Annotated in this window: 27 protein-coding genes; 9 read left to right on the plus strand and 18 right to left on the minus strand. The window is 71.1% G+C overall.

All coding sequences use genetic code 11. The features are described 5' to 3' along the window. The first annotated feature begins 97 nt into the window (after positions 1-97). Both ACGFY9_RS42885 and ACGFY9_RS42890 read left to right on the plus strand, forming a co-directional pair. Positions 98-784 (plus strand): DUF5995 family protein, encoded by a 687-nt coding sequence (locus tag ACGFY9_RS42885; RefSeq protein WP_393763655.1) that lies wholly within the window; start codon positions 98-100, stop codon positions 782-784. Between the two features lie 95 nt (positions 785-879). Then, a complete protein-coding gene (locus tag ACGFY9_RS42890) occupies positions 880-1809 on the plus strand; it encodes an LLM class F420-dependent oxidoreductase (RefSeq protein WP_393763657.1) in 930 nt (309 codons plus the stop codon). A gap of 7 nt (positions 1810-1816) precedes the next feature. Here the strand turns inward: ACGFY9_RS42890 and ACGFY9_RS42895 are convergent, their stop codons facing one another. Continuing rightward, positions 1817-3514 carry a flavin monoamine oxidase family protein gene (locus ACGFY9_RS42895; protein WP_393763659.1) on the minus strand — a complete coding sequence of 566 codons (1698 nt, stop codon included), beginning with the start codon at positions 3512-3514 and terminating at the stop codon, positions 1817-1819. A 53-nt stretch (positions 3515-3567) separates the two neighbouring features. Continuing rightward, positions 3568-4356 carry a carbon-nitrogen hydrolase family protein gene (locus ACGFY9_RS42900; RefSeq protein WP_393763661.1) on the minus strand — a complete coding sequence of 263 codons (789 nt, stop codon included), beginning with the start codon at positions 4354-4356 and terminating at the stop codon, positions 3568-3570. Between the two features lie 223 nt (positions 4357-4579). Between ACGFY9_RS42900 and ACGFY9_RS42905 the strand changes: the two genes are divergently transcribed. After that, entirely contained in the window at positions 4580-5455 is an 876-nt protein-coding gene (locus tag ACGFY9_RS42905; protein ID WP_393763662.1) for a DUF1963 domain-containing protein, read from the plus strand. A gap of 102 nt (positions 5456-5557) precedes the next feature. On the opposite strand, the gene ACGFY9_RS42910 is transcribed toward ACGFY9_RS42905, so the two are convergent. Genes ACGFY9_RS42910 through ACGFY9_RS42930 form a run of 5 tightly spaced genes read right to left on the minus strand, consistent with a single transcriptional unit; the run spans position 5558 to position 11015 of the window. Next, positions 5558-7033 (minus strand): HAD-IA family hydrolase, encoded by a 1476-nt coding sequence (locus tag ACGFY9_RS42910; protein WP_393763664.1) that lies wholly within the window; start codon positions 7031-7033, stop codon positions 5558-5560. A gap of 48 nt (positions 7034-7081) precedes the next feature. Then, positions 7082-8155, minus strand: coding sequence for an ABC transporter ATP-binding protein (locus ACGFY9_RS42915; protein WP_393763666.1), 1074 nt, complete (start codon positions 8153-8155; stop codon positions 7082-7084). Between the two features lie 3 nt (positions 8156-8158). Beyond that, positions 8159-8977, minus strand: a complete 819-nt coding sequence (locus ACGFY9_RS42920; RefSeq protein WP_393763668.1) for an ABC transporter permease — start codon at positions 8975-8977, stop codon at positions 8159-8161. Beyond that, positions 8962-9861: an ABC transporter permease gene (locus ACGFY9_RS42925; RefSeq protein WP_393763670.1), complete on the minus strand. Its 900-nt coding sequence runs from the start codon at positions 9859-9861 to the stop codon at positions 8962-8964. The genes ACGFY9_RS42920 and ACGFY9_RS42925 overlap by 16 nt, the downstream gene beginning before the upstream one ends. Next, positions 9858-11015: an ABC transporter substrate-binding protein gene (locus tag ACGFY9_RS42930; RefSeq protein ID WP_393763671.1), complete on the minus strand. Its 1158-nt coding sequence runs from the start codon at positions 11013-11015 to the stop codon at positions 9858-9860. Before ACGFY9_RS42930 ends, ACGFY9_RS42925 begins: the two co-directional genes overlap by 4 nt. Positions 11016-11227: 212 nt before the next feature. On the opposite strand from ACGFY9_RS42930, the gene ACGFY9_RS42935 reads away from it, so the two are divergent. Together ACGFY9_RS42935 and ACGFY9_RS42940 are read left to right on the plus strand one after the other, a co-directional pair. Next, complete coding sequence (locus ACGFY9_RS42935; RefSeq protein ID WP_393763673.1) at positions 11228-11968, plus strand: GntR family transcriptional regulator; 741 nt, start codon at positions 11228-11230, stop codon at positions 11966-11968. 66 nt (positions 11969-12034) lie between these two features. Beyond that, positions 12035-12478 carry a hypothetical protein gene (locus ACGFY9_RS42940; RefSeq protein WP_393763675.1) on the plus strand — a complete coding sequence of 148 codons (444 nt, stop codon included), beginning with the start codon at positions 12035-12037 and terminating at the stop codon, positions 12476-12478. A 10-nt stretch (positions 12479-12488) separates the two neighbouring features. On the opposite strand, the gene ACGFY9_RS42945 is transcribed toward ACGFY9_RS42940, so the two are convergent. The 5 genes from ACGFY9_RS42945 to ACGFY9_RS42965 form a co-directional block, all read right to left on the minus strand. Then, positions 12489-12941, minus strand: coding sequence for an Lrp/AsnC family transcriptional regulator (locus ACGFY9_RS42945; RefSeq protein WP_019059706.1), 453 nt, complete (start codon positions 12939-12941; stop codon positions 12489-12491). Positions 12942-12951: 10 nt separating this feature from the next. Next, entirely contained in the window at positions 12952-14427 is a 1476-nt protein-coding gene (locus ACGFY9_RS42950) for an amino acid permease (RefSeq protein ID WP_393763677.1), read from the minus strand. 454 nt (positions 14428-14881) lie between these two features. Beyond that, positions 14882-15277: a hypothetical protein gene (locus ACGFY9_RS42955; RefSeq protein ID WP_393763678.1), complete on the minus strand. Its 396-nt coding sequence runs from the start codon at positions 15275-15277 to the stop codon at positions 14882-14884. Positions 15278-15292: 15 nt separating this feature from the next. Continuing rightward, positions 15293-15808 carry a GNAT family N-acetyltransferase gene (locus ACGFY9_RS42960; protein ID WP_393763680.1) on the minus strand — a complete coding sequence of 172 codons (516 nt, stop codon included), beginning with the start codon at positions 15806-15808 and terminating at the stop codon, positions 15293-15295. A gap of 87 nt (positions 15809-15895) precedes the next feature. Further along, positions 15896-17338 carry a GuaB1 family IMP dehydrogenase-related protein gene (locus tag ACGFY9_RS42965; RefSeq protein WP_393763816.1) on the minus strand — a complete coding sequence of 481 codons (1443 nt, stop codon included), beginning with the start codon at positions 17336-17338 and terminating at the stop codon, positions 15896-15898. Between the two features lie 205 nt (positions 17339-17543). Here ACGFY9_RS42965 and ACGFY9_RS42970 point away from each other — a divergent pair, with 205 nt between their 5' ends. Further along, positions 17544-19073, plus strand: a complete 1530-nt coding sequence (locus tag ACGFY9_RS42970) for a hypothetical protein (RefSeq protein ID WP_393763681.1) — start codon at positions 17544-17546, stop codon at positions 19071-19073. Positions 19074-19110: 37 nt separating this feature from the next. Here the strand turns inward: ACGFY9_RS42970 and ACGFY9_RS42975 are convergent, their stop codons facing one another. From ACGFY9_RS42975 to rpe, 5 genes are all read right to left on the minus strand, one after another. Continuing rightward, a complete protein-coding gene (locus tag ACGFY9_RS42975; RefSeq protein WP_393763683.1) occupies positions 19111-19722 on the minus strand; it encodes a hypothetical protein in 612 nt (203 codons plus the stop codon). A 35-nt stretch (positions 19723-19757) separates the two neighbouring features. Beyond that, the gene (locus ACGFY9_RS42980) at positions 19758-20075 is read right to left on the minus strand and encodes a barstar family protein (RefSeq protein WP_393763685.1); all 318 of its coding nucleotides are present in this window, start codon (positions 20073-20075) and stop codon (positions 19758-19760) included. Next, the gene (locus tag ACGFY9_RS42985) at positions 20072-20440 is read right to left on the minus strand and encodes a ribonuclease domain-containing protein (RefSeq protein ID WP_393763687.1); all 369 of its coding nucleotides are present in this window, start codon (positions 20438-20440) and stop codon (positions 20072-20074) included. Before ACGFY9_RS42985 ends, ACGFY9_RS42980 begins: the two co-directional genes overlap by 4 nt. Positions 20441-20480: 40 nt before the next feature. Further along, positions 20481-21527, minus strand: a complete 1047-nt coding sequence (locus tag ACGFY9_RS42990; RefSeq protein WP_366434325.1) for a sugar-binding domain-containing protein — start codon at positions 21525-21527, stop codon at positions 20481-20483. Positions 21528-21605: 78 nt separating this feature from the next. Beyond that, positions 21606-22292, minus strand: coding sequence for a ribulose-phosphate 3-epimerase (rpe, locus tag ACGFY9_RS42995; protein WP_393763689.1), 687 nt, complete (start codon positions 22290-22292; stop codon positions 21606-21608). A 163-nt stretch (positions 22293-22455) separates the two neighbouring features. Between rpe and ACGFY9_RS43000 the strand changes: the two genes are divergently transcribed. The 3 genes from ACGFY9_RS43000 (at position 22456) to ACGFY9_RS43010 (ending at position 24652) form a co-directional block, all read left to right on the plus strand. Next, positions 22456-22626 carry a hypothetical protein gene (locus ACGFY9_RS43000; protein WP_393763826.1) on the plus strand — a complete coding sequence of 57 codons (171 nt, stop codon included), beginning with the start codon at positions 22456-22458 and terminating at the stop codon, positions 22624-22626. Positions 22627-22706: 80 nt separating this feature from the next. Next, a complete protein-coding gene (locus ACGFY9_RS43005) occupies positions 22707-23873 on the plus strand; it encodes an alpha-hydroxy-acid oxidizing protein (protein ID WP_393763818.1) in 1167 nt (388 codons plus the stop codon). Positions 23874-24085: 212 nt separating this feature from the next. Beyond that, positions 24086-24652 carry a dihydrofolate reductase family protein gene (locus ACGFY9_RS43010; RefSeq protein WP_393763691.1) on the plus strand — a complete coding sequence of 189 codons (567 nt, stop codon included), beginning with the start codon at positions 24086-24088 and terminating at the stop codon, positions 24650-24652. A 56-nt stretch (positions 24653-24708) separates the two neighbouring features. Here ACGFY9_RS43010 and ACGFY9_RS43015 read toward each other — a convergent pair whose 3' ends face one another. Then, positions 24709-26127 (minus strand): RsmB/NOP family class I SAM-dependent RNA methyltransferase, encoded by a 1419-nt coding sequence (locus tag ACGFY9_RS43015; RefSeq protein WP_393763693.1) that lies wholly within the window; start codon positions 26125-26127, stop codon positions 24709-24711. Between the last annotated feature and the right edge of the window lie 361 nt (positions 26128-26488).

Raw genomic sequence — 26488 nt, forward strand, 5'->3', positions numbered from 1 at the left:
TGCCGCCCCCTCCCGCGCACCGAACCCGTTCCCCCGTTCTGGGGAAGTGTCGGGCCCGCCGACACCTCGGCCAGCCTAGGGCTGGGACGCTGCCCCCATGGGGCAATTGGCACACTTCACCACACCCGTGGACAAGGTCGTCTCCCGGCTGCGCGCGCTCGACGAGGAACTGCCCGCGCGGGACGGGATCGCGGTGTTCAACCGCGTCTACCTCGCCGTCACGGAGGCGGTCGACCGGAGCGTCGACGCCGGGCGGTTCACCGACGCGCGGGCCGCGATCACGCTGGACGTACGGTTCGCGGAGCGGTACCTGTCGGCCGTGGACGCGGCGGCCGACGGGCGCCGCCCGCCCGCCTGTTGGCGGCCGCTGTTCCAGCTCCGCCGCCATCCCGGCGTACGACCGCTGCAGTTCGCCCTGTCCGGCATCAACGCCCACATCGGCCACGATCTCGCGCTCGCGGTCGTGGACGCCTGTCGGACGCTCGACTGCGAACCGGCCGAGCTGGAGGACGAGTTCGACCGCGTGGGCGATCTCCTCGTGTCGCTGGAGGAGCGCATCCGCGAGGAGCTGATGCCGGGGCCCGACCTGTTCCAGATCGCCGATCCGCTCACGCATCTGCTCGGCTCATGGAGTCTGGAGCGCGCCCGGGAGGCCACCTGGACGGCGGCGCGGGCCCTGTGGGCGCTGCGTGGGCTGCCCGACGTCGCCGAGGAGTTCACGGAGCGGCTGGACGCGGCGGTGGGGCTCGCGGGCCGGATGATGCTCACGCCGCTGCCCGGCTGAGGTGGCCTGATCCGATCGACGCCCGGGCCCCTTCGGAATCTCCTTGTCATCGCCTTGCGTTGACGGCACGCACCCGACTGCGAAGGAGCACCGGAATGACGACTCGGCTGGGCTTCGGCCTCCCCCAGATGCGGCAGTACTCCATCGGCACGGACGTTCCCGACGTGGCCCGCAGAGCCGAGGAGATCGGCTACGAAAGCCTGTGGGTCTTCGAGCGGGCCCTCTTCCCGGAGCCCGCCACCCAGGGCTTGTACAACATCGAGGGCCTCGCCTGGCCGGACGTGTACCGGGACGTGGCCGAGCCCCTGGTCACGCTCACCCTCGCCGCCGCGGCCACCGAGCGGGCGCGGCTGGGCACCAGCGTGCTGGTGGCGCCGCTGCGCATTCCCTTCCAACTGGCCAAGTCCCTGGCCTCGTTGGACGCGGCGAGCGGCGGCCGGGTGGTCGCGGGCCTGGGCACCGGCTGGTCGCTCGACGAGTACGCGGCCGCAGGCATCCGGCCATTCGAGGAGCGCGGCAGTGTGCTCGACGAAGTGATCGAGGTGTGCCGGGCGGTGTGGGGCCCGGACCCGGTGAAGTACGACGGCCGACTGACGAAGATCGCCTCCGCGGTGGTCGGCCCCAAACCCGCCCGACCGATCCCGATCCTGCTGGCCGCGAGCGGCAAGAAGGCCCAGCGGCGGCTGGTGGACCACGCCGACGGCTGGATTCCCGTGGCCATGGGCGCCGAGCAACTGGCCGCCGAATGGCGGGAGTTGCAGGACCTGGCGGCGGAACGTGGCCGCACGGAGCCGATCCAGAAGGTCGTGCGGGCCAACGCCGTGCACACCGGCAAGCCCTACGACGGCCCCGACCGCCAGCCCTTCCAGGGCAGCGCCGACCAGATCGTCGAGGACCTGGCGGCGCACGCGGCGATCGGCCTGGAGGAGATCCTGGTCGACCTCCAGACCACCCCGCGAGACGCCCAGGAACTCAAGGACGTCGCCGCCGAGGTGTACGAGAAGGCACGCGCGGCCGGAGTCTGAACTCCCCTCAGTCCTCCGGGAGTTCGACCGGTGCGATCGCGTCGTAGACGTCCCCCGGGCCGGGGTTCGTCGGGTCGGTCGTGCCGCCCAGCTGGTGCATGACGCCCCAGACCGCGTTCAGCGCGGTCTGGACGGCGCCCTCGGCCCAGCCCGCCGTCCAGGAGATGTCGTCGCCGGCGAGGAAGACGCCCCGCTTGTCCGCGGGCAGCCTGTCCTGCATGAAGTGGGTGAACAGGCGCCGCTGGTAGCGGTAGTGGCCGGGCAGATTGGCCTTGAACGCGCCCATGAAATAGGGCTCGTTCTCCCAGGAGACGGTCACCGGGCTGCCGATGACGTGCTTCCTGATGTCGACCTTCGGGTAGATCTCGCCGAGCGACTTCAGCATGACCTCCATCCGCTCGTTCGCGGACAGCGGCAGCCACTTGAGGCTGTCGTCGCACCAGGTGTACGAGAGGCAGATGACGGCGGGCTTGTCCGGGCCGTCGTCGAGGAGGTAAGTCCCGCGCGTCATACGGTCGGTGAGGGTCATCGACATGACGTCCCGGCCGGTCTCCTCGTCCTTGTCCAGCCAGAAGGGCCGGTCGACGGGGACGAACAGCTTCGAGGACTCCATGTAGTGGGTGCGCTCGATCGCCGTCCAGTGGTCGATCGGGAAGAGCGAGTCGTCGCAGGCGATCTTCGAGAGCAGCATCCAGGACTGGGCGGTGAAGATCGCCGCCTGGTAGGTGCGGATGTCGCCGTTCGCGTCCGTCACCGTGATCCCGTTGCCGGCCGTGCGGTGCAGCCGGGTCACGGCCGGGCGGGGTTCGCCGCCCACGTGCAGGGACGCCAGCGAGGTGCCGTAGGGCCAGTGCACGATCTTCTCGGGCTCTCGGTCCCACAGCCTGAGCGGGAGTTGCTGGGAGCCGCCGACGATGCCGCGGTGGTGGTCGTCGGCCTCGGTGTAGACGACCCGCAGGATTTCGAGGATCGAGTTGGGGAAGTCGGTGTCCCAGCCGCCGGTGCCGAAGCCGACCTGGCCGAAGATCTCGCGGTGCCGGAAGGACTTGAAGGACTCGGAGTCGCAGAGGAAACCGTAGAAGGTCTGGTTGTCGAGTTTCTCGACGAGCTTCGACCAGATCTCGCGGATGCGCGGGACGTCGCGTTCGCGCATGGCGCGGTTCATGTCGGAGAAGTCGGCGCCCTCTTCGAGGCAGGCGTTCCAGGCGTGCATCACGTCGCGGTAGACCTGCGGGAGGTCGTCGACGGTGGTCGCGTAGTGGGACTCGCCCTTGAGGTCGACGACGGTCGAAGGGGTCGCCTCCGCAAGGGGGTTGGGGAACGGCCGGGTCTCCAGGCCCACCAGGTCGATGTAGTGCTGGAGGGCGGTCGAGGAGGGCGGAAAGCGCATCGCGCCCATCTCGGCGGTGAGGGACGGGTCGCACCCGTCGAAGCCCACGGTCCGCAACCGGCCGCCGATCTGGTCGGCCTCGTAGACGACGGGCTTGAGGCCCATCTTCATCAGCTCGTAGGCGGCCACGATGCCGGACAACCCGCCGCCGATCACCGCGACTTCGGTGCCGTGCCCGGTCGCGGGTATCTGGCCGAGGCCCGCCGGGTGGGCGAGGAAGTCGTCGTACGCGTACGGGAAGTCCGGCCCGAACATGGTGATCGGCGGCTGCAGCGCGTCGGCGTGCTGGACGGCGTTGGGCACCGTGGACGTCATGGGGTACGGACTCCTAGCGGAACAAGAACAAGTACGGGAACAGCAGGGGGGATTCAGGCCAGGGACCCGTAGAGGCCGGGGCGGCGGTCGTTCAGATACGGGTTCGCCGCACGGGAGTTGGCGAGCAACTCGGAGTCGACGTCCGTGAGGAGGAGTTCCTCGCCGCGGCCGGCGCGGGTGCGGGCGACTCCGTCGGGGCCGGCGAGGGTGGAGAGGCCGTAGAAGTCGAACTCCCCTTCCTGGCCGATGCGGTTGATGTACGCCACGTACATCTGGTTCTCCCAGGCCCGCACCGGGACCAGGGACTCGGCGACGAACTGGAACGGGTGCATGTTCGCCGTCGGGACGAGGAGCAGGTCGGTGCCGGCGAGGGCGTGGGCGCGGACGGGCTCCGGGAACTCGACGTCGTAGCAGATCATCAGGCCGACGGTCAGGCCGTCCAACTCGGCCTGGACGACGGGCTGTTCGCCCGGTGTGAAGTGGGCGCGCTCGAAGTCGCCGAAGAGGTGGGTCTTGCGGTAGTTGGCGAGGCGGGTGCCGTCGGCGGAGATCAGCTGGGCCGAGTTGTACACGGCGGCGCCGTCGCGCTCGGGGTAGCCGTAGGCGATCGCGAGTCCGTGCCGGGTGGCGGTCTCGGCGACGGCGTCCGCGGAGTCGCCGTCGGCGGGCTCGGCGAGGCGGCCGATGTCGTCGCCGATCGCGTATCCGGTGAGGAACATCTCCGGCACGGCGAGCAGCCCGGCACCACCGGCCGCGGCCCGGCCCGCGGCCTCGTCGAGGACCTTGAGGTTCTCGACGACGGAGCCGGGGCGGCCGGAGCTCTGGAGGAGGGCGGTGCGCATGTGTGTTCCTCACCGGTACGAAAAGGTTGAAGAGCCACCTATCGGGGCCCACCTAGACGGTACGGCTGAGGGGCTGGGCCGGACAAGAAGGAGCTGTTGCGCGCCGGTGAGCGGTTTGTTGCGTGCGAGCGGGGTGGGGCGGCGATTCGTTGCGTGCCTGATGGGAGCCGGTCGCTCCGGTGCGACGAACGGGCTGTCAGACCCCGGGCGTAGTTTGCCGCCCATGAATCCTGACCTGATCAACCGGCTCACACCCTTCCGCGAGGAAGCACTGGGGCGCGGGATACCGCCCGAGGACGTCGAGCGGTGGATCGCTGCCGCCCGTCCGTCCGGGACCCTAGTCACCGGCGGCGACGGGCCGGTCGTCGGCAGGTTCGGCGGACCCCTGCTGCTGCCCGCCGACGCCCCCGACCCCTGGTTCCCGTTACTCGCCACCCTCGACTGCGCGGCCCTCTCCGAGGAGACGACCGGCCTTCAACTGCCGCCCGACGGCCGCCTGTTGCTCTTCGGCTTCCCCGAGATGACGTACTACGGCGGTACGGCCGGCGAGGTCGTGTACATCCCCGAGGGGACACCCGTCGAGGAGCGGAACACGAAGTACCCCTGTGTCTACGGCGAGGAGGGTGACGCGTTCGACGACACCGACACGCTCGCCGTCTACGAACAGTTCCCGCAGGAGGAACTGCGGCTGGCGCCCGACGTCTCCCTGCCGCACCACTTCCTTGCCCCCTCCCCGGAGGGCGGCGAGGAGACCGTCACGCTCCCCGGCCATCCCCGCGCCTGGGAACTGGCCGAGGCGTGGGACGAGACCTACGGCGGCATCGTCGTCGACGGACCGCTGCACATCGGCGGGTACGCCTCCCACGAGTGCACGGAGACGGACCCGGTCACGGACGCCGCGGCGGAGGCGGAACAGGCCCGCCTGCACCGGGCCGAGACCGCAGAACTGCCCGCCCCCGGGGAGTGGACCCTGCTCGCCCAGTGGGACATCGGTCTCACCGGGCGGGAGGGCTCCACCCTGCACTGGGTGATCCCGCGACGGGACCTGGCCGACCGCCGCTTCGACCGCGCACACGTGTCGTTCTTTTGGAACCCCTGATGCTTCTGGAACCCCTGATGGCAGCGCCCCAAAGGGGCGCGGGGAACTGCGCGACCAGCCACAACGGACCCGCGGCCGACGCACGGACCTCCCAGCGGAGCACTAACGCCGGGGCACCGCGAACACCGTAAGGACGGCCGCGTGGTCCGACGGCCAGCAGTTACCAGACACATCCGGCCAGGGGCTAGGCGTACCGACCACGAACGTCCGCGAGTCGAGCAGGGTCAGCCCCCGGTACAGGACGTAGTCGATACGGTCCTGCGGCTCAGCGCGCCCACTGCCGTCCTCGTTCACCGGGTGGATCGGCGACCAGGTGTTCCCGGGGTCGGCAACCGGGTCCGGGTGGACCTCCCGGTAGGAGTCCCGCAACCCCGCGTCCGCCGCGGCCTTCGTCACCGGCCACTCCACATCCGGCCAGTCCAGGTGCGAAGGGCTGTTGAAGTCACCGACCAGCACCACGGGGACGGCGTCGTCGGAAACCTCCGCGATCCGGCCGAGGGCATCCCGCATCTGGGCGAGCCGTACGTCCTCGTGGGCGATGAGGTCGGCGGCCGGGAGCCCGTCGTAGGCGGATTCGTAGGGGCCGTAGGGCGTGTAGTCGAGGTGGCAGGTCCACAGGTCGACCTCGCGGCCCTCCGCTACGGCGATCCTCACCCCGGCCGCGCCGTAGAAGCCGACGTCCGGGTCGCCGAAGCGGGCCGTGATCGGGTGGCGGCTGATCACGCCGAGGTTCTCGCCGGCCCGGTGGTGGTGCCAGCCGAGCGCCTCGGCGAGTTCCTCGGCGGCGGTGCCGCCCGTCTCCTGGAGGCCGACCACGTCCGCGCCGGTCTCCGTGATGGCCTTCAGCTGCTTGGCCCGGTGGTCGTCGACCTTGCTGCCGCCGAGCCAGAGGTTCCAGGTCAACACGCGTAGCTCGTACGGCCGTTCGCGCGTCACCATCGCGCGCAGGGCCGCCGGGGTGACCCCGACGAGGCTGTCGCGCACGGTCCGGCCGGGGGCCGCGTCGATCGGGGCCAGCGACGGCACCGCGAGGACCGCACAGCCGGCCGCCTCGGCGGAGCTGACGCCGGTCTGGGTGTCCTCGACGGCGACGCAGGCCGCCGGGTCGACGCCGAGGGCGCGGCAGGCGGCGAGGTAGGGGTCGGGGGCGGGCTTGGTGCGCCCGGTGTCGTCGGCGGTGACGGAGACCGCGAAGCGGCTCGCGCCGAGGGCGTCGAGGACGGTGTCGGCGACCGCGCGGGGGGACGCGGTGACCAGGGCCGTGGGGACGCCGTCGCGGGCGAGGGCGTCGAGCAGGTCGAGCGCGCCGGGGCGGGGCACGGTGCCGGTGCGGACACGGGCGGCGAACTCCCGGTGCAGTGCGGCCGCGAGGTCCGCCGCCGACCCGCCCGTGGCCCGGGCGAGCCAGTCGGCGGTGTGCTCGACCGGGCGGCCGAGCACCTCCGGCTGGTCCGCGTCGGTCAGGGTCCTGCCCGCGACCTGCTCCACCGCCTCCCACCACAGCCGCTCGGTGTCGACGAGCGTTCCGTCCATGTCGAACAGGACGGCCTGGAGCGGGAGTTGGGTGTGGGGGGTCACGTTTCTCTCTTTCGGTACGGGCGCTACGGGCCGGTGTGGCCCTACGGGTTAGACGCGTTCTGCCACGAGGACCGGCCGTTCCGGCAGCGACACCCGTACGGCGACGCCGGCGCCCAGCCCCGCGGCCTCGTGCGCGGGCAGGTCGGCCTTGACCTCGGTGGAGTCGGCGAGCTGCACGGTGAGGCGGACGACCGAGCCGAGGAAGGCGGTGGCGACGACACGCGCGTCACCGGCGGCGTCGGCGTGCACGTGGATCGCCTCGGGGCGTACGAGGACGTCCACCTCCGTCAGCGCGGGCGCCTCGCCGTCGACCGGCAGCCGCTGCCCGAGCACCTCGACGGTGCCGTCGGTGAGGTGCCCCGGGAGGCGGCTCATCGTGCCGACGAACTCGGCGACGAACGCGGTCGTGGGGCGCCCGTACAACTCGGCGGGTGCGGCGCACTGTTCGAGCTTTCCGGCGCGCATCACGGCGACCCGGTCGGCGATGGACAGTGCCTCTTCCTGATCGTGCGTCACGAAGAGGGTGGTGATGCCGAGTTCCTGCTGGAGGCGGCGGATCTCCTCGCGCAGGGAGAGCCGTACCTTGGCATCGAGCGCCGACAGCGGCTCGTCCAGGAGCAGGACGCGGGGGCGCAGGGCGAGCGCGCGGGCCAGGGCGACGCGCTGCTGCTGGCCGCCGGAGAGCTGGTGCGGGAAGCGCTCGCCCTTGTCGCCGAGACCGACGAGGTCGAGCAACTCGGCGGCACGGGACCGTCGTTCGGCCGTACGGACCTTGCGCATGCGCAGGCCGAAGGCGACGTTGTCGAGGGCGTTGAGATGCGGGAAGAGGCTGTACGACTGGAAGACCATGCCGGCGTCGCGGCGATGGGCGGGGACATCGGTGACGTCCCTGCCGTCGACCAACACCTCGCCGGAGGTGGGGTGTTCGAAGCCGGCGAGCATGCGCAGGGCGGTGGTCTTGCCGCAGCCGGAGGGGCCGAGCAGGGCCAGGAACTCGCCGGGCCGGACGGTCAGGTCGAGTCCGTCGAGGGCGACGGTGGGGCCGAACTCCCGGCGCAGGCCCCGGAATTCGACGGTGGCGGCGTTGTCCGTCGTGGTCTTCTCAAGCGTGGTGGCGGTCATGGTTCATCCCCGGGACGAAGCGGTTTTGTCACGTCCGCCGACACCGGCGAGCGTGAGGAGGAGTGCCCAGGTGACGACCAGGCTGAGCACGGAGACGGCGACGGAGAGCTGGGCGTTGGACCCGCCGACGCTGTAGATCCACACGGCGAAGGGCTGGAAGCCGAGCAGCTGGGCCACGGTGAACTCGCCGAGCACCAGCGCGAGGGTGAGGAAGGACGCGTTGAGCAACGCCCCGCGCAGATTGGGCAGTACGGCCCGCACGAGCGCCTGCGGCCAGCCCGCGCCGCAGCTGCGGGCGGCCTCGACGAGGGTCTTCACGTCGATGGCCCGGAGCCCGGAGTCCAGCGCCCGGTACACGAACGGCAGCGCCATCACGACGTAGGCAAGGACGAGGATGAAGGGGAAGCTCGGGTTCTGGATGGCGACGAAGGTCTCGAACAGCGGGGTGCGCGAGAGGTAGTCGGGGCCCCACTTGAGGACGGTGGCGATACCGGCGACGAACGCGATCGGCGGCACCACCAGCGGCAGCGAGCAGATCACCTCGACGACCGGGCGCAGGCGGGGCGCGCCGAGCCGTAGCGCGACCATGGCAGGGACCATGAGGAGCAGGACCACGGCGATCGTCGCGGCGGCGAGTTCCAGCGAGAGGACCAGGCTGGAGGTGAAGCCGTCGGCGGAGACGATCTGGGTGTAGGCGTCGAAGGTGACGCCCTGGCCCGGTACATCGACCGTGAAGACGACCGACGCGGCGAGCGGGACCAGGAAGTACAGGGCGGCGAGGCAGAGGACGACCCACCGCCAGAGGTTCAGGCGTCCAGCCATCGCGCGCTCCGTCGTTGCAGGGGCAGGTACACGGCCATGACCAGGCCCGCGACCAGGACCATGTCGAGGCTGAGGGCGAGGGCCACGTTCTCCTGGCCGACCAGCACGTTGCCGGAGATGGCGTCGGCGATCTGCAGGGTGACCAGCGGGATGGAACTGCCCACCATGGCCGCGGCGGTGGCGTACGCGGCGAACGCGCTGCCGAAGAGGAGGACGAAGCCGCCGAGCAGCGAGGGCAGCAGCACCGGCAGGGCGACGTGGCGCCAGTACTGCACGCCGGTGGCGCCGTTGTTCTGCGCGGCCTCGCGCCACTGGGTGCGCAGGCCCTCCAGGGCGGGGGTGATGGTGAGGACCATCAGCGGGATGAGGAAGTAGAGGTAGACGAGGACCAGGCCCGAGAAGCTGTAGAGGTCCCAGCCCTTGTCCTTGAGGCCCAAGTGGGTCGTCAGCACACCGGCGTTGCCGAGCGTGGCGACGAACGCGAAGGCCAGCGGGACACCGCCGAAGTTGGCGAGGACGCCGGACGCGGTGAGCACGGCCTCGCGCAGCGCGCGGAAGCGGGAGGTGACGACGACCTGCGCGAGCGGCAGACCGAGCAGGGTGCCGAGGGCTGCCGAGAGCGCGGACAGCTTGACGCTGCCGACCAGCGCGGTGAGGTAGGCGCCCTTGAGTGACTCGGTCAGGTTGGCGGTGCTGTACGAAGTGGCGCCCGTCGTCTGGTTCTTGACGGTGAAGGCGCCGTTCAGCATCGCAATGGCGGGCACCCCGAAGGCGACCGCGACGAACACGAGCAGCGGGACCACGGCGATCCAGCCGGGGACGCGGCGCCGCCGCTTCACAGAAGCGGCGGCAACCACGTCGGCCCGCGTGAGCGTGGCCGTCATCCGGAGACGGCCTTCGCCCAGCCGGACGCGATGACCGTCTTGGCCTTGCTCTGCTGGGCCTCGGTCGGGAAGGCCGGCGTGCCGGAGACCTGGGGGAGCTTGGCGGCGGCGGTCTTGTCGAGCGTGCCGGCCGACTCCATGGAGGTCATCAGCACCGGACGCGCGTACCCCTTGAGCCACAGGTTCTGGCCCTCGGCGCTGTACAGGTACTCCTGCCACAGGCGGGCGGCCGCCGGGTGCGGGGCGTCCTTGTTGATGGCCTGCGAGTAGTACTGCGCGTACTGGCCGTCGCTCGGGATGGAGACCTTCCAGTCGACGCCCTTGGACTTGAACTCGTCGGCGTAACCGGCGTTCAGGTAGTCCCAGTCGATGGAGATGGGCGTCTCGCCCTTCTCGACGGTCGCCGGGGTCGACTCGACCGGCGTGTAGTTGCCGTTCTTCTTCAGCTTGGCGAAGAAGTCCAGGCCGGGCTGGATGTCGTCGAAAGAGCCCTTGTTGGCGAGCGCCGCCGCGTACACACCGCCGAAGGCCGAACCCGACTTGGTGGGGTTGCCGTTGAGGGCGACCTGACCCTTGTACTGCGGCTTCAGCAGGTCTGCGAACGTGGTCGGACAGGTCTTCACGCGCTTCGCGTCGCAGCCGATGGAGATGTAGCCGCCGTAGTCGTTGAACCACTGCCCCTTCGGGTCCTTCTGGCCCTCGGGGATCTGGTCGAAGGAGGCGACCTTGTACGGCGCGAGCAGGCCCTGCTGGGCGGCGCTCAGCGCGAAGGAGCTGCCGAGGTCGAGGACGTCGGGCGCACGGTCCTGGCCCTTGCGGGAGGTCACGGCGTTGATCTCGTCCTGGCTGGAGCCGTCCGGGTTCTCGTCCGTGATCTTGATGCCGTACTTCTTGGTGAAGCCGTCGATGATGGCGCCGTAGTTGGCCCAGTCACGGGGCACCGCGATGATGTGCAGCGTGCCCTCCTTCTTGGCCGCCTTCACCAGGGCGTCCATGCCGCCGAAGTCGGTGGCGGAGGTGGCGGTGGCGGCGTTCTTGCCGTCGGCGGTGGTCGACGAGTTGGTGGGGGCGGCGCCGCAGGCGCTGAGGGCGAGCGCGGCGACGACGGCGAGGGATCCACCCAGGACGGCGTTTCTCGGCGGGGACACGGTCACGGTCTCTCCAGGGGTGCGCACGAGGGTTAGAGCAGAGCGGAGAACTTGTCTGAACAAGTTGGCCTCAGTACGCCCGGCGATGGTGTCTTGTTCGTAAACATTGGCGAAACCGTGACCCCTTCTTCTCTGCACACTCCTGGCTGACACGGATCACCAAGGGAACTCGACTACGCTGCTCACGCTGTGCACAGTGGCCAACTCGGAGGGGAAGCATGACGGCGCGACACGAGGAGATCGCCGACGAGCTGCGCAAGGCCATCGACCGCGAGGAGTACACAGTCGGCAGCCTGTTGCCCGCGGAGACGGACCTCGCGGCGCAGTACGGCGTCTCGCGCGGCACGGTCCGCCAGGCCGTCGCGGCCCTCACCGCCGAGGGACTGATCGGCTCCCGCCAGGGCGCCCGCCGGGTGGTGCTGGCCAGCCGCCGCAGCCAGAGCTTCGCGGAACTGCGCAGCTTCGCCGAGTGGGCGCGAGCGATGGAGCGCGAGGCGACCGGGCACGTGGTCGCGCAGGAGTACCGCCCGGCCGCCGCCGAGGACGCCGTGCGCCTCCAACTCCCCGAGAAGACCCCTGTGTTGCACGTCCTGCGGGTGCGTGGCCTGGACGGCGAACCGGTCCTCCTGGAGCGGACCGTATACGCCGACTGGATCTCCCCGGCCGTCGAGGCGATCGAGCCCGACTGCCCGTCGGTGACCCAACGCCTGTACGACGACACGGGGTTGGTCTTCGCCTACGGCGAGCACGTCATCGACGCGGTGGCCGCGGGCGCGCAGGACGCGGAGCTGCTGGGCATCCGCCGGACCAGCCCGCTGCTGCGGGTCCGCCGGGTCACAACGACCCGCGAGGGACGGCCAGTTGAGTGGTCGGACGACCGCTACCGCTCGGACGCGGTGAGCTTCAGCGTGCACAACTCGATAGGGAACAACGCGCTGGCGCGCAAGACGGCGGAGTGAGAGCCTCCGGCCGCGCTGTGGGACAGTCGTAGCGAGGGGGACGGGTCCGACGTCATGGAGGTCCTGATGGAGATCGCCGCGTTGCCCCAGGTCGGCGAACAGACCACGGTCGTGGCGGCGGAGCCCGACGCCGTGTGGCGCGGCCTGAGCCAGGTGATGGGCCACTCCTCCGCGCGGGCGACCCTGTACGCACGCCTGGTCCGGGCGGCCGACCGCGAGAGCTCCGGGCCCCGGCCCCTCGCCGAGGGTTCGGCGTTCGCCGGTTTCCATGTGACCTCGGCGGTCCCGGGGCGCGAGCTGGTCGTCGAAGGCAGCCACCGCTTCTCGTCGTACGCCCTGATCTTCCACGTCGAGCGGACCGGCCCGGGGCGCTCGCTGCTGCGGGCCGAGACCCGGGCCGCCTTCCCCGGCCTGGCCGGGGGCCTCTACCGGCGGCTCGTCATCTCCAGCGGCGGGCACGTGATCGCCGTACGCCGGCTGCTGTCGGCGGTCCGCCGCCGGTCCGAGTAGCCGGCGCGGCTCAGGTCGGCGAGCCCGACGAGAAACGCCGGAGCAGCGGCGACAGCACCAGCACCGACTTCGTGCGCTCCACGAACGGCTCCCCCGCGATGCGCTCCAGCACCCGCTCGAAGTGGCGCATGTCGGCGGCGAAGACCTGGACGACCGCGTCCGCGTCGCCGGTGACGGTGGACGCGGCCACGACCTCCTGGTAGCGCTCCAGGCCGCGTCGGATGGTGTCCGGGGAGGTGTTGTGCCGGCAGTAGATCTCGACGAACCCCTCGGTCTCCCAGCCGAGCGCCGACGGGTCCACCCGTACGGTGAAGCCGGTGATGGCGCCGGTGGCCCGGAGCCGGTCCACGCGCCGTTTCACGGCGGGCGCGGACAGGCCGACGAGTTGCCCGATGTCCGCGAAGGAGCGGCGGGCGTCCTCGGCGAGGGCGTGCACGATGCGTTCGTCGAGTTCGTTCAGCACGGTGGATCGATCACTTCTCGGATGGTGCGGGTGGTGCCAGTCGGGAGCGGCGGTGGCCGTATACGAAGTAGAACACGAGCCCGACGGCCATCCAGATTCCGAAGACCACCCAGGTGACGGCCGAGAGGCTGCCCATCATCCACAGGCACAGCCCGAAGCCAACGGCGGGCAGCACCGGCGACAGCGGTACGCGGAAGGTGCGGGACATGTCCGGGCGGGTCCGGCGCAGCACCACGACGGCGATGTTGACCAGCGCGAAGGCGAACAGGGTGCCGATGCTGGTCGCGTCCGCGAGCTGGCCCAGCGGGATGGCGGCCGCGAGGACCCCGCAGAACAGGGACACGATGACGGTGTTGGCGCGGGGCGCCCCCGTCTTCGGGTGGACCTTGCCGAACACCTTGGGCACGAGTCCGTCCCTGGACATCGCGAAGAGGATGCGCGTCTGGCCGTAGAGCACGGTCAGGACGACGCTCGCGATGGCGATCACCGCGCAGCCCGCGAGCAGGGTGCCCCAGAAGGACTGGCCGGTGACGTCGCGCATGATCTGGGCGAGGGCGGCCTCGGAGTCGTTGAAGCGCCGCCAGGGCTTCGCGCCGACGGCGACGGCCGCGACGAGGACGTACAGCGCGGTCACGATGACGAGCGAGAGCATGATCGCGCGGGGCAGGTCGCGCTGGGCGTTCCTCGCCTCCTCGCCGGCCGTGGAGGCGGCGTCGAAGCCGATGTACGAGAAGAAGAGCGTCGCCCCGGCCGCGCTGACGCCGGCCATGCCCAGCGGCATGAAGTGGTCGTAGTTGCCGGACTTGAAGCCCTGGATGCCGATCGCGCAGAACAGCACCAGCGCGGCGATCTTCACGCACACCATGACCGTGTTGGCGCGGGCGGACTCCTTGGCACCGCCGAGCAGGAAGGCCATCGCGAGGAGTACGACGATCAGCGCCGGGAGGTTGAAGATGCCGCCGTCGCCGGGCGGGGCGGACAGAGCGTCCGGGATGGTGACGCCAATGGTGCCGTCGAGCAGTTCGTTGAGGTACTCGCCCCAGCCGACGGCGACGGCGGCGACCGAGACGCCGTACTCCAGGACCAGGCACCAGCCGCAGATCCAGGCGATCAGCTCACCCATGGTGGCGTAGGCGTACGAGTACGAGGAACCGGCTACCGGGATGGTGCCCGCGAGTTCGGCGTAGGAGAGGGCCGAGAAGAGGGCGGTGAGGCCGGCGATCACGAAGGAGAGGGTGACGGCGGGGCCTGCCTTGGGGACGGCTTCGCCGAGGACGACGAAGATGCCGGTGCCGAGGGTGGCGCCGATGCTGATCATCGTCAGCTGCCAGAGCCCGAGTGAGCGCCGCAGCGAGCCTCCCTCGCCCTGACCGCCCTCGGCGACCAGGAGTTCCACGGGCTTGCGGCGCATCAGACGCGCACCGAGCCCCGGGGACGGCTCGGCGGTCTGGCTGCGGTGATGCGGGGGTGCGCCTTGGTCGAGCACGCGGGGGCTCCTTGTCGCTGCCGGGCAGGGCGGCAGCGACCGGCGGCACGGGGCTCCGCCGAGCGGGGGTCCTGCCGCGCTGGGTACAGCGCTTGACCCTACGAGCCCGGGCGTCCTGGTCGTAATGCGGCAACCTTGCGCGTCTCCGCAAGATCGTTGCGTTCGTGGGACGCGGGTGTTGATTCGTTGCGTGGTGGGTGTGGGGCGTCGCGGGGTGGGTTGCTGAGCAGTGCGGAGTGAGTTGCAGAGCAGGGGGGAAATGAGTTGCAGGGCGGTGGGGGGGTGAGTTGTTGAGCGGTGCGGGGTGACTGTTGGCCGTTGGCCGTTGCGCGAGGCATGTCATGGAGCCCCGTTGCGGTGCACTGTCCAGCCCTCGCCGATGCGCGGTTCGGCTGTCGGCGAAGCCCTGGTCAGCCCTCGCCCACGCCTGGTTCGGCTTGCGTCGATGCCCTGTTCAGCCCTCGTCCGGCTCCCCCGCGAGGGCCCGCGCCGCGGCCAGGTCCTCCTCGTCGAACCCGATCCGCCCGGGCTGCCCGAAGACCTCCGCCTGCGCGTCGATCCAGCGGGTGTGCGCCTCCCACGCGGCCTGCTTGCTCATGCCGAGCGCGGCGCCGATCTGCGTCCAGGACGCACCGGCCTCGCGGGCCGCGCGGACGGTGAGCTGACGGCCGTAGGCGGCCTTGCGGGCGACGACCTCGGTCAGGGCGAGCAGTTCCAGCGTCTCGGCCTTGTCGAGCGCCTCGGCGTCGCTGCCGAAGCCGGCGAGGGACTCGCGGGTGCGGAGGTGGTCGAGGCGGGCGACGGCGGTGAGGAGGGTGTGCTCGGGTTCGATGCCTTGGGGTGTGGTCATGGGTGCAGCGTTGCGTCAGGGCTGCTTGACGTCAAGGGGGCCTGACGGCAGTTCCTTGACCAGGAACACACAGGGGTCGGCATGCTCGTGCCGCACGCCCTCGGCGTCGAGGTGTGCGTGACGGTCGACGTACGTGACCGTGGGCCGGTAGCCGAGCCGCGCGTACAGCGCCGCGGCACGCGGGTTGCCGTCACCGACGCCCAGGCCCATGACGTCGATGCCGCGTCGGCGAGCCAGCCGCTCGGCCTCGCGGACCAGGGCGGCACCGATGCCCCGCGAGCGGAGCGACTCCGGCCAGACGAACAGGCCGTTGATCTCCGGGCAGCCCGCCGGCACCTCGGGCGCCGCACACCCCGTCCAACGGACCTCCGCGTGCCCGACCGGCCGCCCGTCCAGCCACGGGATCAGATAGGTGCTCTCACCGGCCTCCTGTCGCGCGAACCGAGCCCGGTGGTTTCCGTCGATGCTGTACGACGGCATGAAGCGATCCAGTACGACGATGTCCTCGGCCCTGCAGGCGGCGATCTCCATGCCCTGCACGGTAGGACCCCGGACCTGCCGATGGCCCCCGAATATCCCGGACGCCGGAACAACAGGGGCCGCAGCAAAGCGAGTTGGTCAGCTCCAGCTGGCGTGCAGGGGCTTGCCCTCCGCGTAACCCGCCGCGCTCTGGATGCCGACGATCGCGCGCTCGGCGAACTCCTCCAGGGAGCCCGCGCCGGCGTACGTGCAGGAGGAGCGGACGCCCGCGATGATCGAGTCGATCAGGTCCTCGACGCCCGGGCGGGCCGGGTCGAGGAACATGCGGGAGGTGGAGATGCCCTCCTCGAACAGCGCCTTGCGGGCGCGGTCGTAGGCCGACTCGTCCGACGTGCGGTTGCGGACCGCGCGGGCGGACGCCATGCCGAACGACTCCTTGTAGAGGCGGCCGTTGGCGTCCTGCTGGAGGTCGCCCGGGGACTCGTACGTGCCCGCGAACCAGGAGCCGATCATCACGTTCGACGCACCGGCCGCGAGCGCCATGGCGACATCGCGCGGGTGCCGGACCCCGCCGTCGGCCCACACGTGCTTGCCGTACTTCTTGGCCTCGGCGGCGCACTCCATGACGGCGGAGAACTGCGGCCGGCCGACGCCGGTCATCATGCGCGTGGTGCACATCGCGCCGGGTCCGACGCCGACCTTGATGATGTCGGCGCCCGCCTCGACGAGGTCCTTGACGCCCTCGGCGGCGACGATGTTGCCGGCCACGATGGGGACCTGCGGGTCGAGGGCCCGCACCTGCTTGATCGCGCTGATCATCGACTCCTGGTGGCCGTGCGCCGTGTCGATGACGAGCGTGTCGACGCCCGCGTCCAGCAGCTGCTTGGCCTTCTGCACGAAGTCGCCGTTGATGCCGACGGCGGCCGCGATGCGCAGCTTGCCGTCCGCGTCGACGGCCGGCGAGTACAGCGTGGCGCGCAGGGCGCCCTTGCGGGTGAGGATGCCGGCGAGCTTGCCGTCCTGGTCGACGGCGGGCGCGTAGCGGCGGTTGGCCGCGTCCAGCTTGTTGAACGCCTCGCGCGGGTCGATGTCGGCGTCGAGCAGCAGCAGGTCCCGGGACATGACCTCGGCGAGCTGCGTGAAGCGGTCCACACCGGTGAGGTCGGCGTCGGTGACGACACCGACCGGGCGCTGGCCCTCGTCCACGACGACACCGGCGTTGTGCGCGCGCTTGGGCAGCAGGGCCAGCGCGTCGGCGACGGTCTGGTGCGGGGCCAGCCGGATCGGGGTGTCCAGCACGAGGTGGCGGCTCTTCACCCAGGACACGACCTCGGTGACGACCTCGATCGGGATGTCCTGCGGGATGACGACGAGGCCACCGCGCCGGGCCAGCGTCTCGGCCATCCTGCGCCCGGCGATGGCGGTCATGTTGGCGACGACCAGCGGGATGGTGGTACCCGTGCCGTCCGGGGAGCTGAGGTCCACACCCTGACGCGAACCGACCGCGCTGCGGCGCGGCACCATGAAGACGTCGTCGTACGTCAGGTCGTACGGGGGCTGGATGTCGTTGAGGAAACGCACGTGCTGCACATCCCAGTCGATCGAGGTGACCCCCGGACAGGTCAGCCAGGGGGAAGAGCACGTACTTCATTGTCCCATGTCGGGCGCGATGCCACGCCTCGGACCATCGTCCAGGCAGGCCGACGGCACCCCTGGAGGAACACCCAAAACGAACCCGTGATTCACACGTGGGCAACTTTTGGGACACCCCGCGTATCGAACGGGCATGACTTCCCACCGCACGGTGCTCGGGACGGCGCTGGCCGCCGTGGTGCTCGCCCTCGCACCAGGATCCGCGGCCCTGGCCGCCAGCCCCTCCCCCTTGCCGACGCAGTCCTACGCCACGATCGAGGCGGACAAACAGCTCAACGTGGGGTCGGCGGCGCAGACGGTCCACGTGGGCTGGCAGTTCGACAACGGCGGGGCGAATGTTCCCCTGCAGACGAACGAGACGCTCGTCGTCGACGCCCGGGACCTGGCCGGCATCGCGAGTGTCGCGGTCGACGACCCGAGGTGCACGACCGCCGGGCAGGTCCTCACCTGCGTCAACAAGGACGTCGCCCAGCCGCCGTACGTCGACTTCACCGTGCGGGCGGACACGGGCGCCGCCGTCGGCGCCACCGGCACACTCAAGTACGCCGTCAGCGCGGACCACGGCACCGGCGCCACCGCGCGGGCGAAGGTGGTCGTCGGCGCCCCTGGCCTGGTCGTCGGCAAGGTGCCGGACGTGACGCACGCCAAGATCGGCTCCCGGATCGAGCTTCCGCTGCGGCTGCGCAACACCGGCGACCTGGCCACCGACCGGCGCGTCGTGCTGCGCTGGGAGTCGCTGGGCGGGCTGGTCTTCGACCGGAAGTTCTCCAACTGCGCCTACGGCGACGGCGACGACCCCGTCGAACCCGGCAGCCAGGCGTCCGTCACCTGTGTCTTCACCGCCTCCGTGGCCGCGGGCGCCACCGTCGAGCTGAGCGGCCCGCTGACCGCGACGGTCGGCAAGCACGTCCTGACCGCCGTGACCGACTACTCGGCCGAGCTCCTGAAGCCCGGCGTGGACCCGGGTGGCGGCAGCCACCCGGGCACCGGGCCCGCGCTCACCCTGGTGCCCGCCTCCGGTGCGGGAGACGGTTTCGAGAGCGGTGCCACCGGCCGGGCCGACGTCTCGACCGACAGCTCCGCGGATCTCGCGGCCACCACCTCGGTGACACCCCGCCGCACGGCCGGCGAGTGGACCCTGACCCTGAACGCCGTGAACCACGGCCCGGCCTCCGCGTACGGCGTCGGCACCAAGGCCGTCGCCCTGGTCGACGTGGTCCTGCCCAAGGGCACGGTCGCGACCGGCAACGCCTTCGAGGAGGGGGAGGACACGCCCTACGGCGAGTGCTTCCTCTGGGTCGGCGACACGAAGACGGCACCTTTCGCGGCGGGCCACCGGCACTACGTCTGCCCCGTGCCGCGCGGTGTCGCCGCCGGGAAGAGCCGGCTGTTCGTGCTGTGGGTTAAGCCGGCCAAGGACTACACCGACGCCAAGGGCACGGCGACCGTACGCCCCGGCCCGGCGGGCATCGCCCTCCACGACCGGAACACCGCCGACGACAGCGTGACGTTCGCCTTCGACAAGGCGGCCACCTCACCGACGTCGAGCGCCTCCACGTCCGGCACGGGCCCCGTGGCCCTCGTCGCCACCGCGGCGGGCGGGACCGCGGTGCTGGGCTCGGCGGCCCTGCTCGTCGCCCGCCGCAGGCGCAACTCCCGCTGACGCGGCCCACGTTCGGTACGGGGAACGCGAACCCGGATCAGTACAGGAAGCGATGCAGCGGAGCCGACTCGGTCAGCAACATCGTGAGCCGGTGGGCGAGGCGCTGCCACGCCTCGTCCTGCCCGTAGCTGAGCCTCACGTCCTCGCCGCCGCCCGCCTCGATCGCCGCGAAGAGCGTGGCCGTGTCGGCGTCGGGCGTGAGGTCCACCAGGGACAGCACCCGCGCCAGCGCGCCGACCAGGCCGACGGCGGTCTTCTCGGGGGTCAGGACGGTGCCGCGGACGGTGGCCACGACGCCCGAGGGGTCCGGCAGGTCCGGCGGTGCCACGAGGAGTCCGGACAGCTCGCGCAGCAGCGCGTACAGCAAGTCCGTTTCCTCCGTGGGCAGTTCGACGATGCGCAGGCCCTCGTGTTCCCAACGGCCGTTCGGCGTCCACACCTTGGGTCCCCGCGCCACCGCGTCGGCCAGCGCCTCCCGCACCCGCCTGAAGACGGCGAGCCCGTCCGCGAAGAGCGCGTGCCCACTCGCTCCGCCCACGGACTCTGCCAGGGGCGCCAGCAAGTGCTCTTCCACCCGGTCGCACTGCGCTTCGAGGTCCGGGTCCACGACCACGAGACGAACCGACGTGCGCTGCTCCTGTTGCTCCATACCGAACACTCTGCCAGCCGCCTCGGACAATCGGGCTAGCGCCCGGCTCCGCCCAGCGCGAGCACGACGGAGAGGTTCGCTGTGCGGTCGACCGCGTCACCGAAGACGTCGACAGCGGTCTCCCACTCGTCGGGCCGTGCCTTGGCGTACGACTGCCAGTTCCGTACGACGACCAGCAGCCCCTGCTCCACCGCGCCCTCGGGCCACACGGTGTGGTCGCCGAGGCTGTCGGCGAGGGCGTCCCAGTTCCGGCCGAACCAGTCGGGCAGGGACAGCGCGCGGGCACAGCGGTCCATCAGGCCGGCCTTGTCCGTGACCCCGTCGAGGTCCAGCGTGACCGCGAGCTCCGTCATCTCAGTACCGTCCTGAACGACTTGTAGTGATCATCGGTGTAGTAGATCTCGCCGTCCCGCCCGGTGACAATGCGCCGGGCCCCGCGATCGCGCGAGCCCGGCGTCCTGACGGTGTATTCGTGGTAGTAGCCGCGCTTTTGCTGCGGCAGCAGCTTCTCGTAGTTCCCGAAGACGACCCCGTCCTTGGCGTACGGGAAGGGTCCGCCCTTGTCGATGAGAGCGACGGTCTGCCGTGCCTCGGCGGGGAGTTGGGAAAGTTTGACCGTTGCGGTGCCGGTACCGCTGGTGGCCGTGGAAGAACAGCCCACCGGCAGCAGTACGGCCAGACAGACGAGAAGCACCCGGGAGACGAACCGCAGCAGCATGCGCCCGATGCTGCCACGGCCGTCCCCTAATGGCCTGCTGTCAGATCCCGTCGGGGTCCGTCCGGCTGAGCGCCGACTTCGGCGGCGACCCGGCCGTCATCAGATAGTCGGCCGCCGCGGTGTCCGTCACCAGGCTGGTGACCAGACCTGACCGCAGCACCGCGTCGATCGCCGCCGCCTTCCGCTGCCCGCCCGCGATCGCGACGACCTCGGGGATACGGCGCAACTGATCCGCCTTGACGGTGATGCACCGCTCGCCCAGGTCCCGGCCGACCCGGCGGCCCTCGGCGTCGAAGAGGTGCGCGGACGTCTCCGCGGCGACACCGAGGGACGAGTAGTGCGCCCGCTCCTCGTCGCTGAGCATGTCGTAGACCGTCGAGATGCCAGGCTCCCAGGAGCCGATGGAGACGCAGGCGACCGTGACCTTGTCGAAGTACTCGAAGGCCCGGGCGATGCCCGTCTGGTGGCGCAGCGCCTCCGCGGTGGCCGCGTCCGGCAGCAGCATCGGCGCGTAGATGGGGTGGGCGTCGCCGCCCGACACCTGCGCGGCCCGCCGTACGGCCTCGACCGAGCCGCGCTCGGCGGTCCCGGCGTCGTACACGCCCGTCAGCTGGACCACCGTGCAGGGCGGCAGCCGGTCGAGGGCGGCCGCCATGTGGATGGTGGACCGGCCCCACGCGAGGCCGAGCACATCGCCCTCGTTGACCAGCTCGCCGAGCAGGTCGGCCGCGACCTCCCCGAGGTTCTCGGGATCGGGCGACTCCTCGCTGACCTCGGCCGGGGACTCGACCACGACGGCGTGCCTCAGGCCGTACCGGGCACGCAGCGCGTCCGAGCGCTCCGCGTCCAGTTCGGCCGGTACTCGGATCTCGATCCGTACGAGATCCCGTTCGAGAGCGGTCTCCAGGACCCGGGCCACCTTGAAGCGGCTGACGCCGAACTCCTCCGCGATCTGGATCTTGGACTTGCCCTCAAGGTAGAAGCGGCGGGCCATGGCCGCCGCCTGCACCAGCTCTGCGGGTCCCATCCGCATGGCTGACCGGCCCGCCGACATACCCGACACGGCGATCTCCTCACTGCTGTTCACACTCTGGATTCGCCGTTCATCCTCGCAGATCCGGCGCACTTGATCAGCCTTGATGGCCGCCGTTCACATACCTGCCGCTCAGTGGTCGCACGCCCAGGATGCCTTGCCGGTGGCCCCCTCCGCCTGTGTGCGCAATGCACGTACCGCCGCGGCCGGGTCGGATGCCCCGTAGACCGCCGAACCGGCGACGAACACGTCCGCGCCCGCGCCCGCGCAGCGCTCGATCGTCGAGGCCGAAACTCCTCCGTCGACCTGCAGCCACAGCTCCAGTCCGTGCTTCTTGATCAGCTCCCGGGTCCGGCGGATCTTCGGCAGCATGATGTCGAGGAACGACTGGCCACCGAAGCCCGGCTCCACGGTCATGATCAGCAGCATGTCGAGTTCGGGGAGCAGATCCTCGTACGGCTCGATCGGCGTCGCGGGCTTCAGCGCCATGGACGCGCGCGCTCCCTTGGCCCGAATCTCACGGGCCAGCCGCACCGGCGCACCGGCCGCCTCGACGTGGAAGGTGACGGAGGAGGCACCCGCCTCGACGTACTGCGGCGCCCAGCGATCGGCGTCCTCGATCATCAGATGGCAGTCCAGCGGGGTGTCCGTCGCCCGTGCCAGCGACTCTACGACCGGCACGCCGAGCGTGAGGTTCGGGACGAAGTGGTTGTCCATGACGTCCACGTGGAGCCAGTCGGCTCCCTCTACCGCCTTCGCCTCTTCGGCCAGGCGGGCGAAGTCGGCGGACAGGATGCTGGGGTTGATCTGCACGGCCATGCCCCAAGCCTGCCATGCCCTCCGGGGGTTGGCCGCATCGGTCCGTTGTGGATGCCGTGGGATTTCGGGTGCCGGTTCACTGTGGCTGGGCGCGCAGTTCCCCGCGCCCCTTACCGGCGTCGCCCTGGACGGGGTGGAAAGCGTGCCGTAGGGACAGAGTCGGTTGCGTCGCCTGCGCGGCATCTCAGCAGTGGTCGTGGGCGGCTGGCTGTCCAGTCGGCTGTTCCTCGACCCTGTCTCCGGGGTTGCCCTGGGCATCGGCGTGCACCGCTGCGTCGGGGCCCCGCCGGCCCGCGTGGAGGCGCTCTCCGCACTGCCCGCTCCCTCCGCCTGACCCGGGGTGCGAGAATCCTGCACTTCACCGGCCTGCAGCAGCGGGCAGGGCACCTCAGCGCAGAGGGAGATGGCATGGGCATGGGACAGCCGTTCGGCTCCTACCAGAACGAGATCTACCTGAACGGGCTCGGCGGCATCGTGCCGTCCTACCCCATGGCCTTCGCGGAGCTGGAGGACCGGGCGAGCTCCGCGCTGCCGCCCTCCGTGTGGTCGTACGTCGCGGGCGGCGCCGGCGACGAACGCACCCAGCGCGCCAACGTCACCGCCTTCGACCACTGGGGCCTGGTCCCCCGCATGTTCGTCGGCGCCGCCGAACGCGACCTGTCCGTCGACCTGTTCGGGATGCGACTGCCCTCCCCCGTCTTCATGGCACCGATCGGCGTCATCGGCCTGTGCGCCCAGGACGGCCACGGCGACCTGGCTACCGCGAGAGCCGCCGCACGCACCGGAGTTCCGATGGTCGCCTCCACCCTGACGGTCGACCCGCTGGAGGAGGTCGCCGGCGAATTCGGGGACACTCCGGGCCTCTTCCAGCTCTACACCCCCACCGACAAGGACCTCGCCGCAAGCCTCGTCCACCGCGCCGAACAAGCGGGCTACAAGGGCATCGTGGTCACCCTGGACACCTGGGTCACCGGCTGGCGCCCCCGCGACCTGTCCACCGCCAACTTCCCCCAGCTGCGCGGCCATTGCCTCGCCAACTACACGAGCGACCCGGTCTTCCGCGCCCGCCTCCCCCGCACCCCGGAGGAGGACCCCCAGTCCGCGGTCCTCCTCTGGACCCAGCTCTTCGGCAACCCTCTCACCTGGGACGACCTCCCCTGGCTACGGTCCCTCACCGGCCTCCCCCTGATCGTCAAGGGCATCTGCCACCCCGAGGACGTGCGCCGCGCGAAGGACGGCGGCGTGGACGGCGTCTACTGCTCCAACCACGGCGGCCGCCAGGCCAACGGCGGCCTCCCCGCCCTGGACGCGCTGCCCGCCGTGGTCGACGCGGCGGACGGCCTCCCGGTCCTGTTCGACTCCGGCATCCGCAGCGGCGCCGACATCGTCAAGGCCATCGCCCTGGGCGCCACCGCCGTAGGCATCGGCCGCCCGTACGCCTACGGCCTCGCCCTCGGCGGCACGGACGGCATCGTCCACGTCCTCCGCTCACTCCTCGCGGAGGCCGACCTGATCATGGCGGTCGACGGCTATCCCGCACTCGCCGACCTCACCCGGGAGGCACTTCGGCGCTTGGTGTGACGCCGCGCGCCCGAGCGGGCCGGGAAGCGCTGCGGCAGGCTGGGCGGTTGGCGAGGTCGAGGCCGAGATCAGGCGGCTTGTCCGAGTCGGCCGCGTACACCACGCTGAGCCCGGAGCACGAGGACTGGCGGCGAGCCCGGATCGCGCACCGATGAGTTTCCCGCGCCGCGCCGGTCTGCACGCGCGAGACCGACTCACGGAAGGCCGGCGCCATGCGCAAACTGATCTACGGCATGAACCTGACCCTGGACGGCTACATCGCCGCGGCCGGCGACGACATCGGCTGGAGCGGGCCGCCGAGCGACGAGCTGTTCCAGTGGTGGCTCGACCACGAGCAGGCGAGTGGCCTGTCGCTGTACGGGCGCAAGCTGTGGGAGACGATGAGCTCCTACTGGCCGACCGGCGACCAGCAGCCGGGCGCCGGCCCGGCGGAGATCGAGTTCGCGCGGAACTGGCGGGACACGCCGAAGGTGGTGTTCTCCTCGACGATCGACAAGGTCGACTGGAACACCCGCCTCGTCACCGGCGACGCGATCGCCGAGATCACCCGGCTCAAGGCCGAGGACGGCGGCCCGATGAACATCGGCGGCGCGACGCTCGCCGGGGCGGCCATGCGCGCGGGGCTGATCGACGAGTACGCGATCGCCACCCATCCGGTCCTGCTGGGCGGCGGCACACCGTTCTTCACCGCGCTGGACAACTGGGTGAACCTGAACCTGGTGGAGACGCGGACGCTTCCCGGCGGTGTGCTCCTGGCCAGGTACGAGACGAGGCGCTGAGCAGCGGCACGTGAGATGTCGACATCAGCCGCGAGACCCCACACGCGGCCGGCAGGTCACCCGGTCCGGCGGATGAGCGCCAGGTACATCGCGTCGGTCCCGTGCAGATGCGGCCACAGCTGTACGTCGGGGCCCGCGCCGAGTGCCGGGACGTCGGGCAGGAGCGGGCGGGCGTCGATCAGTTCGGTGTGCGGGTACTGCTTGAGGATGTCGTCGACGACGGCCCGGGTCTCGGCGAGGTGCGGTGAGCAGGTCGCGTAGCCGACGACACCGCCGACGCGCACGGATTCGAGCGCGGTGCGCAGCAGATCGCGTTGCAGGGGCGCGAATCCTTCGAGGTCCTCCGGGCGGCGCCGCCAACGGGCCTCGGGCCGCCGACGCAGGGCGCCCAGCCCGGTGCACGGCACGTCCATCAGCACGCGGTCGAAGCTGCCGGGACGCCACGGCGGCCGGGTCCCGTCGGCGGCGATGACCTGGTACGGCCCCGGGTTCCCGGCAAGCGACTTCGCCACGAGTCCGGCCCGGTGCGGCGCCTTCTCGGAGGCGAGGAGCATCGCCCCGCGCTCGGCGGCCACGGCGGCGAGCAGCGCGGCCTTGCCACCGGGTCCGGCGCACCCGTCGAGCCACTTCTCGTCCGGCCCGTCGAGAGGCGCGTTGGCGAGAGCGAGCGCGACCAGCTGACTGCCCTCGTCCTGCACCCCCGCACGCCCTTCCTTCACCGCTGCTACGGCCCCGGGCTCACCGCCCTCGCTGAGCCGCACGGCATACGGCGACCAGCGCCCGGGCACCGCGGCCTCCTCGCGGAGCAGCTCCTCGGTGGTGGACCGGCCGGGCCGGGCGACCAGGGTCACCTCGGGCCGTTCGTTGTCGGCCTCCAGCAGGTCCTCGATGCCGGCGCGTCCGCCGCCGAGGGAGTCCCACAGCGCTGAGACGACCCAGCGCGGGTGCGAGTGCACGATGGCGAGGTTGTCCTCGGGGTCGTCGTCGTAGGGCGGCGCGACCCGCTCGATCCAGGTGTCGAGGTCGTCGTTGGCGACCTTGCGCAGGACCGCGTTGACGAACTTGGCCCGCCCGTCGCCGAGGACGACCCGGGCGAGTTCGACGGAGGCGGACACGGCGGCGTGCGTCGGGATCCGCGTCCCGAGCAACTGGTGCACGCCGAGGCTCAGCACATCCAGCACCGGCGGGTCGACCTCACGCAGCGGCCGGTCGACACACGAGGCGATGATCGCGTCGTAGGTTCCCTGTTTGCGCAGCGTCCCGTACACCAGCTCGGTCGCGAGCGCGGCGTCCCGGGCGTCGAAGTCGCCCTTCTCACGCGCCTTCCGCAGCAGCGGCGGCAGGACGAGGTTGGCGTACGCGTCCCGCTCGTCCACGGCCCGCAGCGCCTCGAAGGCGAGGAAACGGACGGGGTCCTTCTGCGGCCGACGGTAGGGCTTACCGGGCTTACGGGGTCGCGGGGACTGCTCACTCACGAAAAAGGTGCTCCGGATTTCTGGCCGAGATGTGCACCCAGCGTACGTCGCACCGCGGTGCGTGTGCGCGGGACGTCAGGCGCATGGGGGTGCCGTGGGTTCCGGGGTCTGGAGGTCCCGGGGTCTGGAGGTCCCGGGGATGTGGCGGGTTCTGGGTGCCGGGGTGCCCGGGTACCCGGGTTGCCCAGGTGACCAGGTTGCCGGGAGTGCTGGGGTGCTGAAGGCCCAGCGGTCCCGAGGCGCCGGGGTGCCGAGGTGCCGAGGTGCCGAGGTGCCGAGGTGCCGAGGTGCGGAAGGCCCTGCAGTGCCGGGGTGCCGAAGTGCCGAGGTGCCGAGGTGCGGAAGGCCCTGCAGTGCCGGG

It is taken from the genome of Streptomyces sp. NPDC048504, from assembly GCF_043200035.1.
In the GTDB taxonomy this organism is placed as follows: Bacteria; Actinomycetota; Actinomycetes; order Streptomycetales; family Streptomycetaceae; genus Streptomyces.